Here is an 18079-nt window from a genome sequence, read left to right as displayed (position 1 = left end):
CTTGGTTAGGCTGACCTTGGGGCCGCCTGCAGGATGATCGCCTCGCTGCCGGGCTCGCCGACCACACGGTCGCGGCCGCTCAGCTTGGCCTTATAGAGGCGCTGGTCGGCCAGCGCGAAAATGTCGGCGAGGCAGCGCGTCGTCTCGCCGACGGTGGAGACGCCGGCACTCACGGTGATGTTGAAGCGGGTGGTGTGCGCCGATGTCTTGGTGGCGTTCCTGATTATCTCGCCGAGCAACCTGGCGGGCGCGTGCGACTGTTGCGTCAGCACGGCGAACTCCTCGCCCCCGATCCGGAACACCTGATCGTTGCCGCCGACGGTCTCGGCCAGCAGCACAGCCATCGATTTCAGCACCTTGTCGCCCTCGGCATGGCCGAAGCGGTCGTTGATCGACTTGAAATGATCGACGTCGACGATGAGCAGGCTGAGCGGCTTGCCGATTCTGATGGCGGCCGACACGGCGGACTCGCCGTCGGCGTCGAAACTGCCCCGATGCAGCAGGCCGGTGAGGCCGTCGCGGCCGACATATTTGATCAGCGCTTCATAGCGCTCGCGATAGGTGAGCGTGTCGAAGATGTCGGAGAGGCCGCGCGGAACGGCGATGTCGCTGTCCTCGACCCATTTGAGATAGGCGACGAGCATGCCGCTATAGGCAAGTGCGGCGCCCATCTTGGCCAACCAGCCGCCGAAGAAGACCTCGATCGGCGCGCCGGCGACGAAATGCAGCGCGGTGAAGAAGCCGGCCTGATCGAAGGTGAGCACGCAGGCGACCGATGCGAGGATGCGCAAGAACGGCCTCGCGCGCAGATAGGCGCCGAGCTTCTCGTAGAGCAGGATGATCAGGATGGCGTCGACGAACAGCAACGAGGTGCCCCACACCATCAGCCAGCCCATCTCGTCGATGAAGCCGATGTTGGGCATTCTGCCGTCGGGAAGCGGAGAAACGGCGTGCAGGCGCAGGATCAGCACCAGGCCGATCATCAAGGCGTTGCCCAGCAAAAGGCCGTAGATCGGCTGGCGGACCGTCGCGGCATCCTCCTTCATATAGAGCAGAAGCAGCATGACCAGCTTGCCGGAAAACAGCACGGCTGAGCCTGGCGAGACCAGGCCAAAGGGCAGCGCGACATAGAAGACGCTGGCGAGATAGGTCTCGAGGAAATGCATGACGCCGAGCGCGCAGATGAACACGCCAAGGCCGATGCGGCGCCGGAAGCGGAAAAGCGTGACCATGGCGCCGAAATACAGAACCGTTTCGGCAAGGAGCAGGACACCGTTCAGCACGTCGTCGATCCGACCTTTCCCCGAAACCGCGGCTTGGCCGCGATTTCCCAACCTATTAGCGTTTTGAAGGCGAATGGTTAACCACTGATTTCACGCTATGGCCGGCGGCGGCGAAAAGCTGGGGGCGGAGTCGGGAGCGCAAACCGGCGAATGCGCACCGTTTGGCCGCCGGCGTGCCGAAAGCGATTGCCGTTCGTCGCTTCATCGCCTACATAGCGCGCAACCCCCCATTCACCTTGACACTTCAGTTTCCAGGGAAAGCGCGCGTGGCTCGCCAGTTCATCTATCACATGTCAGGCCTGTCGAAGGCCTATGGCACCAAGAAGGTGCTCGATAACGTTCACCTGTCCTTCTATCCGGACGCCAAGATCGGCATTCTCGGCCCCAACGGCTCGGGCAAGTCGACGATCCTGCGCATCATGGCCGGGCTCGACAAGGAGTTCCAGGGCGAGGCGTGGCTGGCCGAGGGCGCAACCGTCGGCTATCTCCCTCAGGAGCCGCAACTCGATCCAAACAAGACCGTGATGGAAAACGTCATGGAAGGCGTCGCCAGGAAGACGGCCATCATCGAGCGCTACAACGAACTGATGATGAACTATTCCGACGAGACGGCCGATGAGTCGGCCAAGCTCCAGGACGAGATGGATCGCCTGAACCTGTGGGACCTCGAGCAGCAGGTCGAGATGGCGATGGACGCGCTGCAGTGCCCGCCAGGCGATTCCGAGGTGACGAACCTTTCAGGCGGCGAGCGCCGCCGCGTCGCGCTTTGCCAGCTTCTGTTGCGCCAGCCGGATCTGCTGCTGCTCGACGAACCGACCAACCATCTCGACGCCGAGACCACGGCGTGGCTGGAAAAGCACCTGCGCGATTATCCGGGCTCGGTGCTGATCATCACCCACGACCGCTACTTCCTGGACAACGTGACCGGCTGGATCCTCGAGCTCGATCGCGGCCGCGGCATTCCCTACGAGGGCAACTACACCAAATATCTCGACGCCAAGGCCAAGCGCCTGATCCAGGAAGGCCGCGAGGACGACGCCCGCCAGAAGTCGATCTGGCGCGAGCGCGAGTGGATCCAGTCCTCGCCCAAGGCGCGTCAGACCAAGTCCAAGGCGCGTATCAAGGCCTATGAGGAGTTGGTCGAGCAGTCGCAGAACCGCAAGCCGACCGACACGCAGATCGTCATTCCGTCGAGCGAGCGCCTGGGCAACGTCGTCATCGAGGTCGAAGGCCTCAACAAGGGCTTCGGCGACGAGCTTTTGATCGAGAACCTGTCGTTCAGGCTGCCGCCGGGCGGCATCGTCGGCGTCATCGGCCCGAACGGCGCCGGCAAGACGACGCTGTTCAAGACCTTCACCGGTCAGGAAAAGCCGGATGCGGGCACCGTGCGCATCGGCGAGACGGTCAAGCTCGGCTATGTCGACCAGAGCCGCGACGCGCTCGATGGCAGCAAAACCGTATGGGAAGAAATTTCCGGCGGCGCCGAAATCATCAAGCTCGGCAAGCACGAGATCAACAGCCGCGCCTATTGCTCGTCGTTCAACTTCCGTGGCGGCGACCAACAGCAGAAGGTCGGCAACCTGTCGGGCGGCCAGCGCAACCGCGTGCATCTGGCCAAGATGCTGAAAGGCGGCGGCAACGTGCTGCTGCTCGACGAGCCGACCAACGACCTCGACACCGAAACGCTGGGTGCGCTGGAAGACGCGCTGGAGGCCTATGCCGGTTGCGCCGTCATCATCAGCCACGATCGCATGTTCCTTGATCGTATGGCCACCCACATGCTGGCCTTCGAGGGCAACGCGCATGTCGAATGGTTCGAAGGCAATTTCGAGGAGTATGAGAAGGACAAGCTGCGCCGCCTGGGCGCCGAAGCGGCGGCCCCGCACCGCATGACGCACAAGCGGCTGACGCGGTAGGATCAGTCCCCAAGGGCGGCGAACAAAGCAAGGTTCTCACATGGCTGACTGGTCCGCCGCCCAATATCTGAAGTTCGAGGATGAGCGCACGCGGCCCGCGCGGGATCTGGTGGCGCAAGTGCCGGTCGATTTTCCGCGCCGCGTCGTCGATATCGGCTGTGGCCCGGGCAACTCCACAGAGCTCCTGGTCGAGCGCTGGCCGGATGCTCAGGTCAGCGGCTTCGACACCTCGCCAGACATGATCGAGAAGGCGCGGGCGCGGCTGCCGAATGTGAATTTCGATCTGGCGGATGCCGCCGGATGGCAGCCCGAGCATCCCGTCGACGTCATCTTCGCCAATGCTGTCTTCCAGTGGCTGCCGGAACATCCGGCGGTGTTCCAGCGGCTAATGGGGCTATTGGCGCCGGGCGGCGCCCTGGCCGTTCAGATGCCGGACAATCTCGGCGAAGCCTCACACCGGCTGATGCGCGAGACCGCTGCGGATGTGCCGTTCGCGGCCAAGCTGAAGGGCGCGGCGCGCGGGCCACTGCCGCTGGTGTCCTTCTACTACGATCTTCTGTCGCCGCTCGCCGATCGTCTCGACATCTGGCACACCATCTACAACCATCCGCTGGCCGATGCCGAGGCGATCGTCGAATGGGTCAAGGCGACCGGCCTGAAGCCCTTCCTCGATCCGCTCGACGCGGATGAGAAGAAGCTGTTCCTCGACAGCTATACCGCCAAGATCGCCAAGGCCTATCCAAAGACGGCGAACGGCAAGGTGCTGCTGCGCTTCCCGCGCATCTTCATCGTCGCCAAACGAGTCTAGGCTCCCCGCTTCCGAGGCGCTTGACCGGTTCGCGCCGTCATGCGCATTTCATCCGTCTGGACAATGGTCGACTATCCCAAAGGGAAGGACCACGGGGCAGGGGGTGAGAGATGACATTGGGCAAGACGGGTCTCGCATGCGGCCTGTGCATGACCGCGCTGATTTCTTTTTCCATCGCCGCCGAGGCCAAGCCGGCACGCTGCTTCACCACGGATGACGGCTATTATCCGTGCAACTACAAGGCTTTGGACGGCGAAGGCAGCTTCCGCGTCTCGGCGCCAGGCTATCCCACGATCACGCTTGAAATCGACCAGCCGGGCTTTGCCTTCGGCTATGCCAGGTTCGGCAGCCGCAACCGATCGCTGCCGGGGCAGTTCGTGCGCAGCCGCGACGACGGCGCCTGCTGGAACAATCCGCAGACCAACACCAAAGTCTGCGCCTGGTGAACGCCCTCGCGGATTTGTGGGGTCACGAGTTTAAGCTGGCATAAACCGGCCAAATGCGACAAGGGTTGCGCCGGGCCATTTCCGCGCCCACATCAAAGCCGCAAGGCCCGTGCCATTTGTTTCAACGCAATTCCGGACGGAAAACCGGTTCCCACTTTTCCTGGAATTGCTCTAGACGGATTGGACATGCATCGCGTCATCATCAGCGGCATCGGCGCCGAAATCCCTGAACCCGTCATCACCAATGAAGAGCTGGTCGAAAGCTTCAACAGCTGGGTCGACACCGAGAATGTGCGCCGCGCCGACACCGGCGAGCCGCTTTTGCAGAAATCGGACAGCGACTTCATCGTCCACGCCTCGGGCGTGAGGAGCCGCCATGTCGTCGAGCGCGAGGGCATCCTCGACCCGACCCGCATGTCGCCGCGCATTCCGGCACGGCCGGACGACGCGCTGTCATTGGAGGCGGAGTTCGGCATCGCCTCGGCCAGGAAGGCGCTTGCCCATGCCGGGGTCGACGGGTCCGACATCGATCTGGTGATCTGCTCGGCCTCGCATCACCAGCGGCCCTATCCGGCCATCGCCATCGAGATGCAGGAGGCGCTTGGCACCAAGGGCGCCGGCTTCGACATGGGGCTTGGCTGCTCTTCCGCCGCGGCGGCGCTGCATGTCGCCGTCAACCTGGTGAGGGCGGGGGCACACAAGCGCATCCTGGTGTCGACGCCCGAAATCATCACCGGCCATCTCAACTTCCGCGACCGGCAGACGCATTTCATCTTCGGCGACGCCTCGGTCGCCATGGTCGTCGAAGGACTGGCGCAGGGCGAAAAGCGGCCGGGGCGTTTCGAGGTGCTCGACACGCGCACCTGGACGCAGATGTCGAACAACATCCGCACCAATCTCGGCTACCACACGCGCACGGCCCAGGACGATCCCTACATGATCAACCTGGAAGGCAACCTCATCAAGCAGGTCGGCAACAAGGTGTTCAAGGAAGTCACCGTCGCCGGCCAGAAATTCATCGTCGAATTCCTGGCCGAGCACGGGCTGACGCCGGAAGGCATCCGGCGCTTCTGGCTGCACCAGGCCAATGCGCGCATGAATGCGATGATCCTGAAATTGTCCTTCGGCCACGACGTCGACCATGACCGCGCGCCGATGGTGCTTGAGCGGCTTGGCAACACCGCCGGCGCCGGCGCCATCGTGGCGCTGTCGGAGAACCATGCCGACATGAAGGCCGGCGATTTCGGACTGATCTGCGCCTTCGGCGCCGGCTATTCGATCGGCGGCGCGCTGTTGAGAATGCTGTAACCGGCGATCAGGCGGGTGCGAAAGGCACCAGCATCGGCACGCGCCTGGCGTAATCGTCATAGGCCGGGCCGAGCTCGCCGCGCAGGAAGCTCTCTTCCAGCCTCGCCTTGACGACGACGCCGACGAGCAGCAGGGCGGCGCCGGCAATGCCCCAGACCGTGCCCTTAACCGCCATGGTGGCGAGGACGGACAGCAGCAGTCCGGTATAGATCGGATGGCGGACCAGGCCATAGGGGCCGGTATCGACGACACGATGATCGGCCTTGGCGGTGACGTTGGCCGACCACAGCCGGCCGAGATGCAGCCGCGCCCACCAGGCGAAGGCGATGCCGATGGCGATCAGGGCAACGCAGATCCAGGCTCCGGCGAGCGTCGGCGTCCAGAGCCGAAGCCGGCCGACATAGCCGTGCGCCGGCACGAACAGCAGAACGGTACCGGCCAGCCAAAGGACCCGGTAGCGTGCCTCCGACTTGAGATCCGCGCGCTTTTGCGCGGGGTCGGCCCAGGAGGCGGCAAGAAGCCAGGACACCAGCCAGAATAGCCAGAGTGCGGCGACAGCTTGTCCAACCTGCATGATCGAACCTTCCCGATTGCGCGCGTGACCGTCCATGCAGCCGTCGCGGCAGCATCGCGGCTTGCGGCGACTGGCGAAAGGGATTTGCGGTAAGAAAATCGTGATCACCATCAAGCGGCGTGATCGGATCATCAGCGCTTTCGACTGGACCGCATTCTTCGGCACCATTAGACCAGCGGCATGCAGGAAACGAACCTGGAACTCTTTCCCGTAGCGGAACCGGCGGTCGACATCGTGCCGGGCCGCAAGCTGACGGCAAAGGCAGCGGCGCTCTATGCCGCGCCGCACGATCATTTCGAAACGAGTGCGGTCGAGGAGTTGCGGCTCGGCTTCGACGGTATCGCGGGCGACTTCCATGGCGGAACGACGCGGCGTTCCGGCGGACGCGAGCCCTGGTACCCGCGCGGCACCGAGATGCGCAACGAGCGGCAATTGTCGCTCGTCGCGGCGGACGAGCTTGCCATCGTCGCCCAGCGCATGGGGCTCGATGAGATCAAGCCGGAGTGGATCGGCGCCAATCTTGTGATCGAAGGCGTGCCGCATCTTTCGATGCTGCCGGCCGGCTCGTTGCTGTTCTTCAAGGGCGGGGTGACGCTCAAGGTCGACGGCCAGAACAAGCCCTGCCGCGTTGCCGGACAGTCGATCGCCGAGCATGTCGGCGCCGCCGATCACAATGCCACCGCGCTGCTCTTTCCCAAGGAGGCGAAACGGCTGCGCGGCCTTGTCGCCTGGGTCGAGAAGCCGGGCGTCATCAGGGCCGGCGAGGAGATCTCGGTACGGGTGCCGGAGCAGTGGATTTACCCGGCTTGAGGCATGCTGATATTCAGGTGAGGTCGGCCTGCGAATGGCAGTTTCCTGCGCTTCCGGTACTGACGTGTCCAAACGCACGCTCCGTTCCGGCCTTCGCCGGCCGAAGCTCTCATGAGGGTCTCCGCGCTACGAAGGCTACGGCCGGCCTAGGCCGGTTCTCGGAACCCACCGTTCTCGACTCGCCCTGACCTAAATCTCAACATGCCTCCGCGGGCTTAGGTACCGCCAAAGAGTGTTAGCTCTTCCGGTTCTTGTTGGCGCCCTGCGCCATCACCGAGACATGGTCCCACTTTTCCCACGTGGCGATGCGGCTGGCGTATTCCTGTCTGATCATCGGCAGGCCGCCATCGCCGAAGAAGACCCTGAGCGGCGGCTCGGCGGCATCGACGATCGCCAGCATCGTCGCGCCGGTCGCCTGCGGATCGCCAGCGACGGAACGGCTGCGGCGCTCGGCCATCGCTGCGCGGACCGGCTCATAGGCGTCCAACGGCTTGGAGACCCTGGCCGACGGCCCGGCCCAGTCCGTGGAGAAGCCGCCCGGCTCGACAAGGGTGACGTGGATGCCGAAGCCGGCGACTTCGAGGCTGAGCGACTGGCTGAAGGCTTCCAGCGCCCATTTTGAGGCGTGATAAAGGCCGAGCGAGGCAAAGGCGTTGACGCCGCCGATCGAGGATATCTGGATGATGTGGCCGGAACGCTGCGCCCGCATGATGGGCAGCGCGGCTTGCGTCACCCAAAGCGCGCCGAAGACGTTGGTCTCGATCTGGTCGCGCGCTTCCTGCTCGGTGACTTCCTCGATGGCGCCGAAATGGCCGTAGCCTGCATTGTTGATGACGACGTCGAGCCGGCCGAAACGCTTGTGCGCTTCGGAAATCGCGGCGTCGACCGCTTGTTTGTCGGTGACGTCGAGCTCAATGGCGGCGACGTTGCCGCCATATTTCTCGACGAGACCGGCAAGCGTGCCGGCATCGCGGGCGGTGGCGGCGACGTGGTCGCCACGGGCGAGCGCGGCCTCGGCCCAGACGCGGCCAAAACCCTTCGACGATCCGGTGATGAACCAAACCTTATCAGTCATGATCTGTGATCCTTGCCCCTGGAGCCGTGCGGCGCCTCTCAGGATCGCCGAGCCACTCCAAGTCGTTGTTTTTGTGTAATTCCGGGCGGAAACCGCTACGCGCTTTCCCTGGAATTGCTGTGGTGACGGTGTATTCCGGATGCAAACGGAGGATGCTCCGTTTGCTGCATGTACGGCGCCTTGGGCGTTTTTCCAGAGGCGCTGCCGGATTTATTTGGCGGCAGGGCCAGGGATAGAGCACGATCAGACGTCCGGTGATCGCGCCGACCTCACTCGTCCTCGTCGTCTTCCTCGAGCAGCCGCGTTGCCCGCCAGCGGGTCAGCACCATATTGGTCTGCTCGATGACGAAGAAGCGCGCCGAATCCCGATCATAGCCTTCGGCCAGAAGCTTTTCGTAATCGGTGTGGACATGGCGGATATGGGCGATGGCGGCCAGCCACACCGCGATCGTCGGCGGCAAGCTCTTCATATGCACCGAACCGGCGTCGGCGCGGATCTTTTCCATGTCGGCGTAAGGGGCGAGCGGCAACAGTGCGGTCAGCGCCTTGGCAATCGCGCGGCGGCGGCCGGTGGGGGCGCTCATTTCTCGTCGCGCCCGGCGATGGTCGCCTCGGGGAACGCATCGGTCGAGGCGTAGTAGGGCTTGATGTCGATGACCGGCGTGCCGTCGAGCACATCGATGGCGTCGATCTCGATCCGGCCGGCCTCGATGTCGAAAGCGACGAGCTTCGCCACATGCAGGCCGACAGGGTTCGGCCGGGCAGGGGAACGCAGCGAGAAAACGCCTTTCGGTTCAGCCGCATGGCGCGGTTTTTGCACAATCAGATTCCGAGGCGCGTGATGGAGCCAGGACAGGATGACGATGTGGCTGGCGCGTTCCAGGTTTTGCAGCCCCGGGCGATAGGGCTCGTCGATCAGGATTGTCGCGGGCCGCCTGGTTTCGCGGGCGGCGCGCATGTTCTTCGGGCACTCCTCGCGGACCGCCCAGGGCGAGACAATGCGGCCGATGAAGACGACATGACCGTCCGGCCGCAGCTCCGCCGGGTCGGCCGCAAGAAGTGTTTCGCCTTGGCGCGTCTCAAACATCCTGTTCATCCCGCGGAAGAACCGCTTGCCCGGCGCGAATCGCGGCTGCGCCATTTTCTTGTCCGGAAGCGACATAGCGCTTGCCAGGGTTTCAAAATCGACATAAACATATCTTTATATCTTTCAACGAGAACCCGCTCATGCATGTCTCGCTCGACACAATGGTAGATACATTGAAGGCGGCGGCCGAATCCAGCCGGCTGCGCATCCTGGTGCTGCTTTCGCGCGGCGATCTTACCGTCTCCGACCTCACGGAGATCCTTGGACAGTCGCAGCCGCGGGTCTCGCGTCATCTGAAGCTGCTGCTCGATGCCGGGCTGATCGGCCGCTACCAGGAAGGGTCCTGGGCCTTCTTCAGGCTGACCGATACGGATAATTCGCGCGATTTCGTACAGCGTCTGGTCTCGGCCATAAGAGAGGCCGATCCGCAGGTGGTGCGCGATCTCGAGCGTTTGGCGGCGGTGAAGCGCAAAAGGCAGGACCGGGCTGCCGAATATTTCTCCGAGAATGCCGCGAGCTGGGATCACATCCGCTCGCTGCATGTGCCGGACCGGGCGGTGGAAGCGGCGCTCATCAAGCTTGTCGGCAAGCGGCCGTTCCAGTCGATGCTCGATCTCGGCACCGGCACCGGCCGGCTGCTCGAAATCTTCGCGCCGCTCTACCGGCGCGGCGTCGGCATCGACATGTCGCGCGAGATGCTGACCGTGGCGCGCGCCAATCTCGACAAGGCCGGCATCGCCAATGCGCAGGTGCGCCAGGGCGATATCTTCTCGCCGCCGGTCGAGCGCAATGCCTTCGACCTCGTCACCATCCACCAGGTGCTGCACTATCTCGACGATCCGGCCCGCGCGATCGCCGAAGCGGCGAGGCTGCTGCGGCCATCGGGCCGGCTGATCGTCGTCGACTTCGCGCCACACGCGCTTGAATTCCTGCGCGACCAGCACGCTCACATGCGGCTCGGCTTTTCCGACCGGCAGATTTCGGAATGGTTCGGGGAAGCCGGCCTCGACCTCGAGGACAGCCAGGAATTCGAGCCGCGTGGCGGCAACGAGGCAAGGCTCACCGTCAAGCTCTGGCTCGGCCGCGACCGCCGGCTGCTGATCGCCGATCCATCCAACGATTCCTTGCCAGTGAGGGAAACAGCCTGATGAACCAGTTCCGCTTTTCCCGCCGTCCCGACATCGGCGACAAGGTCCGGGTTTCGTTCGAATTCTTCCCGCCGAAAACCGACGAGATGGAAGTGAGGCTCTGGGACACGGTCACAAGGTTGGAGCCGCTCAAGCCGAAATTCGTCTCGGTGACCTATGGCGCCGGCGGCTCGACCCGCTCACGCACGGCGCGCACGGTCAAGCGCATTCTCAACGAGACGTCGCTGACGCCCGCGGCGCATATGACCTGCGTCGATGCCGCCCGCGATCAGGTCGACACGGTCATCCGCGAGTTCGCCGACATGGGCGTCAAACGCTTCGTGGCGCTGCGCGGCGATCCGGCGGCCGGTGTGGGGACAAGCTACCGTCCGCATTCCGACGGCTACGCCAATGGCGCCGAACTGGTCGGTGCGCTGAAGAGCGTCGGCGATTTCGACATCTCGGTCTCGGCCTATCCGGAGAAGCATCCGGAAAGCCCTGACTTCGCCACCGACATCGACATGCTGAAGCGCAAGGTCGACAATGGCGCGACGCGGGCGATCACCCAGTTCTTTTTCGACAACGATCTTTACGAGCGCTATGTCGAGCGGGCGCGCCGCGCCGGCATCTACATCCCGATCGTGCCGGGCATCCTGCCGGTGCACAATTTCACCCAGGTCGCCAATTTCTCGTCGCGCTGCGGGGCGCTGGTGCCGGCCTGGCTGGCCGAGCGTTTCGAGGGGCTGGAGAACGATCCGCAGACGCATGCCCTCGTGGCCTCGGCCGTGGCGGCCGAGCAGGTGCTCGACCTTGTCGAGCGCGGCGTTGGCGATTTCCATTTCTACACGATGAACCGCGCCGATCTCGTCTTTGCCGTCTGCCACATGATCGGCATCCGCTCGCATGAGGCGGAGGCGGCCGGTTCGGCCGCGGCTTGAGCCCGGCGGAAACGGAAAAGGCCGGGTAGAACCCGGCCTTTTCGAACTGTTTGGACTATTCTCGGTGCTGGTCTTCCCGGCTTTGGCGGGTCAGGGAAGAACGCCTATGATAAGGGCACCGATGAATGCGAATGCGGCACAAATCATCAAAGCGTTGATCGGCCTCGTCAGTCCCATGTCATAGCCTCCTCTTCAGAGCTATGGCAGGAGTCTAGGGTCATTTGTGCCACAGGCAAGCGGAAAACGTGCTGCAATGCGACATGATTGTGGAATTTGCGACCGGGGATTTGCTATTAGCCGTTGAAACTCTTCGGCAAAAGCCGGCTCAGGGGTTGTGAATAAATTGTGGCGGCGGTGTGGCATGACACCGCTACCATTTGCCGAACAATCGCCCATCGATGGTGATGAGGCCGAGTCCGATCAGCGTCATGCCACCGACCTCGAACAGCGCCAGCCGCTCGCCGAGGAAGAGGAAGCCGAGCAGCATCGCGCTGACCGGCACGATCAACATCACCAGCGAGGCATTGGTGGCGCCGGCCGAGGCGACGAGGTTGAAATAGAGGATGTAGGCAAAGGCGGTGGACAGCAGCGCCAGGCCCAGCACCGCGGCCCAGACGGGTGGCGAGGCCGAGAACAATCCCGCCGGACCATAGGCAATCAGCACGATGGGGATCATGATGATGGTCGATGCGGTCAGTTGCCCGGTGGCGATGACCGGCGAAGGCACGCCCTTGAAGCGGCGCGCGATCATCAGGGCGACGGCGTAGGAGAGCGACGCGCCGATCAATGCGAACTTGGCCCAGACCGGTCCGCCAAGCCCGGCAAGCAGGCCAGGTCCGATCATCACCGCGGTGCCGGCGACACCGAGCGCGATGCCGGCCAGCTTGTTCCAGGACAGCTTCTCGTCGGTGGTGAGCGCGTTGGCCAGGATCAGCGTCCAGAACGGCGTCGTCGCATTGAGCACCGAGGCGATGCCGGCGCCGAGCTGCGTCTGGCCGGCGAAAATCAGCGAGAACGGCACGACATTGTTGGTGAGCGCCAGCAGGAAGAACCGGCCGGCATGCGGGAAGGCGAGCCGGAACGAAGGGCCGCGGACCGCCAGATAGAGCTGAAGCGCTGCCGCGGCGATGGCGACGCGGAACAGCACCAGCGCCAGCGGGTGGATTTCCGACACTGCAATGCGGGCAAAGAAGAACGAACCGCCCCAGATCGCGCCGAGCAGGAGAAGCTGCGCCCAATCCTTGAGCGCCATCGGTCCGCGCGTCGGCGCGGCGCCGGCCGTAATCGACATGTCCTTTTCCTCCCGGAGCCAATCGCAATCTCAGCCGGTCAGACATTCAACAACCGTTATCGGGTTCGGCGGCAAGAGCCACCCGAAACCTGACCGGTGGTTTAGCGTTGGCAAAAAGTGCGGCCGGCCGCGCGGTATGGCGAGACACAGAACTGTTTTCTTTGGCAGCTAGCTAGGATTAATTGTGCGCGCTCCAGACCTGAGGATTCGTCCATGCAGCGATTCGAAAATGCCCGTGAGGCGGCACTGGCGCTTCGTCCGGACGACCCGGTCTACTGTTTCCGCCCGCAGGTGCTGAAGGCGGATGCCTTGCAGTTCATGGGGATGTTCCCCGGCAAGACCGCTTATGCAGTGAAGACCAATGGCGAGCAGATCGTGCTGAAGACATTGGTCGAGGCCGGCGTCAGCACTTTCGACGTCGCTTCGCCGGGCGAGTTCGCCGCCGTGCGCGCGGTCTCGGCGGATGCCGAGATGCTCTACATGCATCCGGTCAAGGCGCAGTCGGACATCAAGCTGGCGCTTGAAAAATACGGCATCCGGGTGATCTCGCTCGACCATGAAGACGAGATCACCAAGCTGACGCGCGTTGTGCGGGCGCTCGATATCGACCCGGGCGCCATCACCGTCTTCGTGCGCATCCAGACCAAGGGCCATGCGGCCTACGAATTGTCGAAGAAATTCGGCGCCGGGCCGGCCAACGCGGTCGAGCTTGCCGAGCGGCTGAACCGCACCGGCTACAGGGTGGGGCTCTGCTTCCATGTCGGCAGCCAGATCGAGGATCCCGATACCTATGAGCGGGCACTCGCCTCGGCCGACTGGGTGCGCAACCGCTTGACCTTCGACATTGCCGGGCTCGATGTGGGCGGCGGCTTCCCCGCCGAATACGGCCACGATCCCAATCGCAAGCAGGTCGAGATGCCGTCGCTCGGCCAACTGATGTCACGGCTTGCCGGCGACCTGAAAGAGTATCAGTTCGACCAGATGCCGCTGGTGGCCGAGCCCGGCCGCGTGATCGTGGCGCGCTGCCTGTCGCTGATCGTGCGGGTGCTGTTGCGCAAGGGCAAGCGTCTCTACATCAATGATGGCATCTGGGCCTCGCTGTCGGATTCATGGACCGGCAAGATCACGCTGCCGGCGCGCTTCATTCCCGATCCGGCGATCCGCACACGCAACGGCGCGGAAAAAAACATCGTGCCGTTCAAGGTCTGCGGCGCGACCTGCGATTCCGTCGACATTCTGTCGCGACCATTCTGGCTGCCGGAAACGGTCGACACCGGCGACTGGATCGAGATCGGCCATATCGGCGCTTACTCGCTGTCGCTCAGGACGCGTTTCAATGGGTTCTATCCCGATACTTTCGTCGAGGTGACGACGCCATTCGACGAGGGCGACGCGCCGCAAGGCTTTGCCAGCCTGGAGACGATGGCGGATTGATGAATGGGGAATAGTGAGTAGTGAATAGTGAGTAGTGAGTAGTGAGTAGTAATTCGGGTTGACTTCACTCATATATGGGTGATTTTCCTGTTATTCACTATTCACTATTCACTATTCACTATTCACTATTCACTAATCACTATTCTTACAATTTCGCCAGCAATTCCGGCGTCGGCCAGCCATCGACCGGCAAACCGAGCCGCGTCTGCTCCTTGCGGACAGCTTCGCGCGTGTTGGTGCCCAGGATGCCGTCGACCGTGCCTACGTCGTATCCCTTTGCCTCGAGCTTGGTTTGCAGCGCCTTCATCTGGTCGCCGCTCAGGCCCTGCTCGGGCATACGCGGGTCGAACTGCGGCGCGCCGGCAAGGCGCGTGGCAAGCACGGCCGCGGTCAGCGCGTAGGTGAAGGACTGGTTCCATTCCAGGTAGACGTCGAAATTGTCGTAGGCCAGGAAGGCAGGCCCCTTGCGGCCCATCGGCAGCGCCAGGCCGGCTTTCAGTCCGTTGTCGACGAGCGGCGTGCCGTTCGGGTTGGTCACGCCCCATTGCGCCCATTGCGACAGCGGCAGCTTGTTGGTGCGGCCAGTCTGATCCCAGGGCATGTCGTCGGGGACGCGCACTTCCTGGATCCAGGGCTGGTCGCGCTTCCAGCCGCGCGACATGACCTTGTTGGCGGTCGTCATGATGACGTCCGGCACGCTGCCCCTGAGATCGACCTTGCCGTCGCCATCGCCATCGACGCCCTCGGCCAGATAGTCGGTCGGCAGGATCTGCGTCTGGCCGATCTCGCCGGCCCAGGCGCCCTTGACGTCAGCCGGCAGCACGCCGCGGTCGATAAGCGTCAGCAGCGGCACCAATTGCTGCCGGAAAAGCTGCGGGCGGCGGCAGTCATGTGAGAGCGTCACCAGCGCATTCAGCGTATGGAAGTCGCCCTGTACGGCGCCGAAGTCGGTCTCCAACCCCCAGAAGGCGGCGATGATGGCCGGCTGGACGCCGAACTCCTTGTCGGCGCGGTCGAAGACCTCGGCATATTTCTTCAGATTGGCCGCGCCCTGCTTCAGGCGGTAGGCCGAAATCATGCGGTTGGAGAATTCGGTGAAAGTCTGGGTGAAGACGCCCTGGGCGCGGTCGCGCGCCAGCGCCCGCTCGTCGATGGTGGCGTCCTCCAGCGCGTCGAGGCCGACGGCGCCGACGCCGGCGGCCTTGGCTTCGGCCGCAACGCCCTGCTTCCAGGTCTCGAAATCACCGCCGCATTCCTGCGCCGCCGCGGGCAGTGCAAGCGCGCCGACAAAGAGCGCCGCCAGGATTTCAACGCGCAATCGCATCGCTTTCCTCTCGAGACCGGCGCATGGCCCCATCGTGACCCCGGACGGGATCGGACAGGCGCATGCGAGGATTTCAAAGCCCAGGAGCCGCGCCAGGCACTCGCGTGAGTACGCCGCTCCGGATTACCAGCGGTTGCATGTTTCGCCGCCCGCCGTGTCGAAAAGCAGGCGGGGCGGCCGATGTCAACGGGTGTTCTGCCGCAGCCACTTCTTCCAGGCGGCTTCCGAGCCGTTGAAGACGTTGATGTCGGATTTGCCGGTCATGCCGGGTACGATGCCGGTGCCGGTGTACTGCCAGAAGGTGAAGGGGTGGCTGCCGTATTTCTCGCGCGGATGGCCTGCGACCGAGCGCAGCCAGTAGGGATAGCCGCGGAAGGTCGCCAACTGGTTGTCGTCGAAGAAGTCGAGCGAGGTGTAGATGATCGGCTTCTTGCCGTAATGACGCTCGACCATTTGCAGGAAGACGGTCATTTCGCTGCGCACAGTGGCCGGATCGGGGCGCAGCCTGCAGGTCGGCGATTTCGGGTTCCATTCCATGTCGAGCACCGGCGGCATCGCCGACGAATCTCTTGGAACATTGGCGATGAACCAGCGCGCCTGGGTTTCGGCCGGCGTGCAGAAATAGAAGAAATGATAGGCCGCGCGCGGAACTCCGGCGGCCCTGGTGCGCGACCAGTGCTCGTTGAAATATTCGTCGAAGCGGTCGCCGCCTTCCGTCGCCTTGATGAAGGCGAAGGAGATGCCGCTGGCCCTGGCTGTCGGCCAGTCGACGGAGGTCTGGTATTTGGAGACATCCGTGCCGTGGATGGCATAATTCCACGGCGCGCCGCTGTCCCATTCATGCGGCTTTGAATCCTCGAATTTGGGCGCGCGCACGGCCACCGTCTGCGTAGACGGCGACAATGGCGAAAGATCGTCCACCGTGGAGCAAGCGCCCAGCAGCGTAAGCATCAGGATGGCCGCAAGACGGCGCATGGCATTTCCCAAGCCGGGTTCAGCCGGCCGCTGATGGGTCCTTCACTGGTGGTGGTCGCTTGCGCAAGCCCCTTCCGGATTGTCGCCCCACGAGACTATCCGGCTCCTCCGTTGATCGCCGAACATGGTTGATAATCCATTGACGGCGCTCGACAACACCGATGATTTTGCGGAAGCAATGGCGGCAAATCGATGACATAAATCGAGCCGAAGACTCCAAAGGGCGGAATGATGCGGGCTGTCGTGAAGTTCATCAAATGGCTGCTTGGCCTTGTGATCCTGGCCGTGGTCGCGCTTGTTGCCTGGCTTTATTTCGCCCCGCCGGAACTCATCCGTGTCGGTTCCGGCTATTCGGCCAAGATCGTGTGCTCGAACGTGTTCATCGCCGGCCGCGACGCCAAGCAGGTGCTGGCTGTCGACGTGCAGGCGCCGGGCCATCCGCTGCTCAAGCTGATGAAGGTCTCCGTCGACAAGGAGAGGGGCATCGTTTCGGCCGGCCTGTTCTGGGTTCTGGGCAAGAGCGTCGCGGTCGAGCGCGACGGCGTCGGCTGCGCGTCGCTTCCCGATGGTGACACCGGCAAGGCAAGGCAGACGTCGCTGCGCGCCGCGGCCTCCACGCCGCTGCAGCCGGACGCGCTTTGGCCCGATGGCGAGCGCGTGGACGCTTCCCAGAATCCGGACGTGGCGAAGATCGTCGACGATGCCGCCATGGCAGGCACGGGTGTGCGAGCGATCGTTGTGGTGAAAAACGGGCGCGTCGTCGCCGAGCGTTATGGCGAGGGCTTTTCGACCAAGACGCCGCTGCTCGGCTGGTCGATGACCAAGACGGTGAATGCCGCGATCGTCGGCACGCTGGTCAAGGACGGCAAGATCGCCATGGACAAGAAGGGCCTGTTCGCGCCATGGAAGGCCGATGGGCGCGCCGCCATCAGCCTTGCCGACATGATGGCGATGTCGAGCGGGCTCGAATTCAACGAGGATTATGGCGACGTCGCCGACGTGACGCGCATGCTCTATCTCGAGCCGGACATGGCAGGCTTCGCCGAGACCAAGCCGCTGAGCGGCGAGGTCGGCAAGGTTTTTTCCTATTCGAGCGGCACCGCGGTGATGCTCTCGCGCCTGTGGCAGGACGCGGTCGGCGACAAGGCCAAGGCGCTGGCCTGGCCGCGCACGGCGCTATTCGAGCCGCTCGGCATGCACAGCGCGGTGCTCGAGACCGACGAGCAGGGGACTTTCGTCGGCTCGTCCTATCTTTACGCGACGGCGCATGACTGGGCGCGATTCGGCCAGTTCCTGCTGCAAGGGGGCGTCTGGAACGGAAACCAGATCCTGCCCCCCGGTTTCGTCGACTGGATGCGCGAGCCCGCGCCGGCTTCAAAGGTATACGGCAAAGGCCAGGTCTGGATCGAAGGCCCGGGCGATGAGGAAAATCCCGGCGCAGGCGTCGCTGCAGGCCTGCCCAAGGACACCTATTGGATGGAGGGCCATGACGGCCAGACGGTGGCGATCATTCCGTCGGAGCAGTTGGTGGTGGTGCGGCTTGGATTGACGCCGGGCAAGCTGAACTACCGGCCGCAGACTATGGTGGCGGCGCTGGTGAAGGCGCTGCATTAGGCCGTAGTGACGATTTAAGGAATTGGGATTCCCACGGGCCGGCAAATCAGATTCAACGCTGATTTTTGG

General features: G+C 63.6%; 17 protein-coding genes. 9 read left to right on the top strand and 8 right to left on the bottom strand.

The features are described from left to right. Window positions 1-5: 5 nt before the first annotated feature. Window positions 6-1283 carry a GGDEF domain-containing protein gene (locus FJ414_RS27915; RefSeq protein ID WP_140647587.1) on the bottom strand — a complete coding sequence of 426 codons (1278 nt, stop codon included), beginning with the start codon at window positions 1281-1283 and terminating at the stop codon, window positions 6-8. 266 nt (window positions 1284-1549) lie between these two features. Between FJ414_RS27915 and ettA the strand changes: the two genes are divergently transcribed. The 4 genes from ettA to FJ414_RS27895 all read left to right on the top strand — a co-directional run bounded on the left by ettA (window position 1550) and on the right by FJ414_RS27895 (window position 5761). After that, window positions 1550-3199 (top strand): energy-dependent translational throttle protein EttA, encoded by a 1650-nt coding sequence (ettA, locus tag FJ414_RS27910; RefSeq protein ID WP_140647586.1) that lies wholly within the window; start codon window positions 1550-1552, stop codon window positions 3197-3199. Window positions 3200-3239: 40 nt separating this feature from the next. Next, the gene (gene tam / locus FJ414_RS27905; protein ID WP_140647585.1) at window positions 3240-4007 is read left to right on the top strand and encodes a trans-aconitate 2-methyltransferase; all 768 of its coding nucleotides are present in this window, start codon (window positions 3240-3242) and stop codon (window positions 4005-4007) included. A 110-nt stretch (window positions 4008-4117) separates the two neighbouring features. After that, window positions 4118-4453 (top strand): hypothetical protein, encoded by a 336-nt coding sequence (locus FJ414_RS27900; protein ID WP_140647584.1) that lies wholly within the window; start codon window positions 4118-4120, stop codon window positions 4451-4453. A 186-nt stretch (window positions 4454-4639) separates the two neighbouring features. Next, window positions 4640-5761, top strand: a complete 1122-nt coding sequence (locus FJ414_RS27895; protein ID WP_140647583.1) for a beta-ketoacyl-ACP synthase III — start codon at window positions 4640-4642, stop codon at window positions 5759-5761. A 7-nt stretch (window positions 5762-5768) separates the two neighbouring features. Here FJ414_RS27895 and FJ414_RS27890 read toward each other — a convergent pair whose 3' ends face one another. Next, window positions 5769-6335 carry an isoprenylcysteine carboxylmethyltransferase family protein gene (locus FJ414_RS27890; RefSeq protein ID WP_140647582.1) on the bottom strand — a complete coding sequence of 189 codons (567 nt, stop codon included), beginning with the start codon at window positions 6333-6335 and terminating at the stop codon, window positions 5769-5771. Between the two features lie 180 nt (window positions 6336-6515). On the opposite strand from FJ414_RS27890, the gene FJ414_RS27885 reads away from it, so the two are divergent. Beyond that, window positions 6516-7145 (top strand): MOSC domain-containing protein, encoded by a 630-nt coding sequence (locus FJ414_RS27885; protein WP_140647581.1) that lies wholly within the window; start codon window positions 6516-6518, stop codon window positions 7143-7145. Window positions 7146-7380: 235 nt separating this feature from the next. Here FJ414_RS27885 and FJ414_RS27875 read toward each other — a convergent pair whose 3' ends face one another. The 3 genes from FJ414_RS27875 to tsaA form a co-directional block, all read right to left on the bottom strand. Next, window positions 7381-8220: an SDR family oxidoreductase gene (locus FJ414_RS27875; RefSeq protein ID WP_140647579.1), complete on the bottom strand. Its 840-nt coding sequence runs from the start codon at window positions 8218-8220 to the stop codon at window positions 7381-7383. Between the two features lie 269 nt (window positions 8221-8489). Next, the gene (locus FJ414_RS27870; RefSeq protein WP_140647578.1) at window positions 8490-8804 is read right to left on the bottom strand and encodes a DUF2293 domain-containing protein; all 315 of its coding nucleotides are present in this window, start codon (window positions 8802-8804) and stop codon (window positions 8490-8492) included. After that, entirely contained in the window at window positions 8801-9307 is a 507-nt protein-coding gene (gene tsaA, locus FJ414_RS27865) for a tRNA (N6-threonylcarbamoyladenosine(37)-N6)-methyltransferase TrmO (RefSeq protein WP_140647577.1), read from the bottom strand. The genes FJ414_RS27870 and tsaA overlap by 4 nt, the downstream gene beginning before the upstream one ends. A gap of 140 nt (window positions 9308-9447) precedes the next feature. Between tsaA and FJ414_RS27860 the strand changes: the two genes are divergently transcribed. After that, window positions 9448-10455: a metalloregulator ArsR/SmtB family transcription factor gene (locus FJ414_RS27860; RefSeq protein ID WP_140647576.1), complete on the top strand. Its 1008-nt coding sequence runs from the start codon at window positions 9448-9450 to the stop codon at window positions 10453-10455. Continuing rightward, window positions 10455-11372 carry a methylenetetrahydrofolate reductase [NAD(P)H] gene (gene metF, locus FJ414_RS27855; protein ID WP_140647575.1) on the top strand — a complete coding sequence of 306 codons (918 nt, stop codon included), beginning with the start codon at window positions 10455-10457 and terminating at the stop codon, window positions 11370-11372. The genes FJ414_RS27860 and metF overlap by 1 nt, the downstream gene beginning before the upstream one ends. 370 nt (window positions 11373-11742) lie before the next feature. Here the strand turns inward: metF and FJ414_RS27850 are convergent, their stop codons facing one another. Next, a complete protein-coding gene (locus FJ414_RS27850; protein ID WP_140647574.1) occupies window positions 11743-12663 on the bottom strand; it encodes a DMT family transporter in 921 nt (306 codons plus the stop codon). Window positions 12664-12876: 213 nt separating this feature from the next. Here FJ414_RS27850 and FJ414_RS27845 point away from each other — a divergent pair, with 213 nt between their 5' ends. Then, complete coding sequence (locus FJ414_RS27845) at window positions 12877-14097, top strand: alanine racemase (protein ID WP_140647573.1); 1221 nt, start codon at window positions 12877-12879, stop codon at window positions 14095-14097. A 145-nt stretch (window positions 14098-14242) separates the two neighbouring features. On the opposite strand, the gene FJ414_RS27840 is transcribed toward FJ414_RS27845, so the two are convergent. Beyond that, window positions 14243-15421: a lytic murein transglycosylase gene (locus tag FJ414_RS27840; RefSeq protein WP_140647572.1), complete on the bottom strand. Its 1179-nt coding sequence runs from the start codon at window positions 15419-15421 to the stop codon at window positions 14243-14245. Between the two features lie 183 nt (window positions 15422-15604). Continuing rightward, window positions 15605-16396, bottom strand: coding sequence for a GH25 family lysozyme (locus FJ414_RS27835; RefSeq protein WP_140647571.1), 792 nt, complete (start codon window positions 16394-16396; stop codon window positions 15605-15607). Between the two features lie 231 nt (window positions 16397-16627). Between FJ414_RS27835 and FJ414_RS27830 the strand changes: the two genes are divergently transcribed. Then, on the top strand, window positions 16628-18010 hold the full coding sequence (locus tag FJ414_RS27830) for a serine hydrolase (protein WP_140647618.1): 1383 nt from the start codon (window positions 16628-16630) through the stop codon (window positions 18008-18010). The last annotated feature ends 69 nt before the right edge of the window (window positions 18011-18079 follow it).

Origin of the sequence: Mesorhizobium sp. B3-1-6 (genome assembly GCF_006439555.1) — a bacterium.
Lineage (GTDB): Bacteria > Pseudomonadota > Alphaproteobacteria > Rhizobiales > Rhizobiaceae > Mesorhizobium.
This window is presented reverse-complemented; position numbering and strand designations above follow the sequence as displayed.

Bases quoted from the DNA above. Each gene is read 5' to 3' on its own strand.
- tam (WP_140647585.1), top strand. From the start codon at position 3,240: ATGGCTGACTGGTCCGCCGCCCAATATCTGAAGTTCGAGGATGAGCGC.
- FJ414_RS27900 (WP_140647584.1), top strand. From the start codon at position 4,118: ATGACATTGGGCAAGACGGGTCTCGCATGCGGCCTGTGCATGACCGCG.
- FJ414_RS27895 (WP_140647583.1), top strand. From the start codon at position 4,640: ATGCATCGCGTCATCATCAGCGGCATCGGCGCCGAAATCCCTGAACCC.
- FJ414_RS27890 (WP_140647582.1), bottom strand. From the start codon at position 6,335: ATGCAGGTTGGACAAGCTGTCGCCGCACTCTGGCTATTCTGGCTGGTG.
- FJ414_RS27885 (WP_140647581.1), top strand. From the start codon at position 6,516: ATGCAGGAAACGAACCTGGAACTCTTTCCCGTAGCGGAACCGGCGGTC.
- FJ414_RS27875 (WP_140647579.1), bottom strand. From the start codon at position 8,220: ATGACTGATAAGGTTTGGTTCATCACCGGATCGTCGAAGGGTTTTGGC.
- FJ414_RS27870 (WP_140647578.1), bottom strand. From the start codon at position 8,804: ATGAGCGCCCCCACCGGCCGCCGCCGCGCGATTGCCAAGGCGCTGACC.
- tsaA (WP_140647577.1), bottom strand. From the start codon at position 9,307: ATGTTTGAGACGCGCCAAGGCGAAACACTTCTTGCGGCCGACCCGGCG.
- FJ414_RS27860 (WP_140647576.1), top strand. From the start codon at position 9,448: ATGCATGTCTCGCTCGACACAATGGTAGATACATTGAAGGCGGCGGCC.
- metF (WP_140647575.1), top strand. From the start codon at position 10,455: ATGAACCAGTTCCGCTTTTCCCGCCGTCCCGACATCGGCGACAAGGTC.
- FJ414_RS27850 (WP_140647574.1), bottom strand. From the start codon at position 12,663: ATGTCGATTACGGCCGGCGCCGCGCCGACGCGCGGACCGATGGCGCTC.
- FJ414_RS27845 (WP_140647573.1), top strand. From the start codon at position 12,877: ATGCAGCGATTCGAAAATGCCCGTGAGGCGGCACTGGCGCTTCGTCCG.
- FJ414_RS27840 (WP_140647572.1), bottom strand. From the start codon at position 15,421: ATGCGATTGCGCGTTGAAATCCTGGCGGCGCTCTTTGTCGGCGCGCTT.
- FJ414_RS27835 (WP_140647571.1), bottom strand. From the start codon at position 16,396: ATGCGCCGTCTTGCGGCCATCCTGATGCTTACGCTGCTGGGCGCTTGC.
- FJ414_RS27830 (WP_140647618.1), top strand. From the start codon at position 16,628: ATGCGGGCTGTCGTGAAGTTCATCAAATGGCTGCTTGGCCTTGTGATC.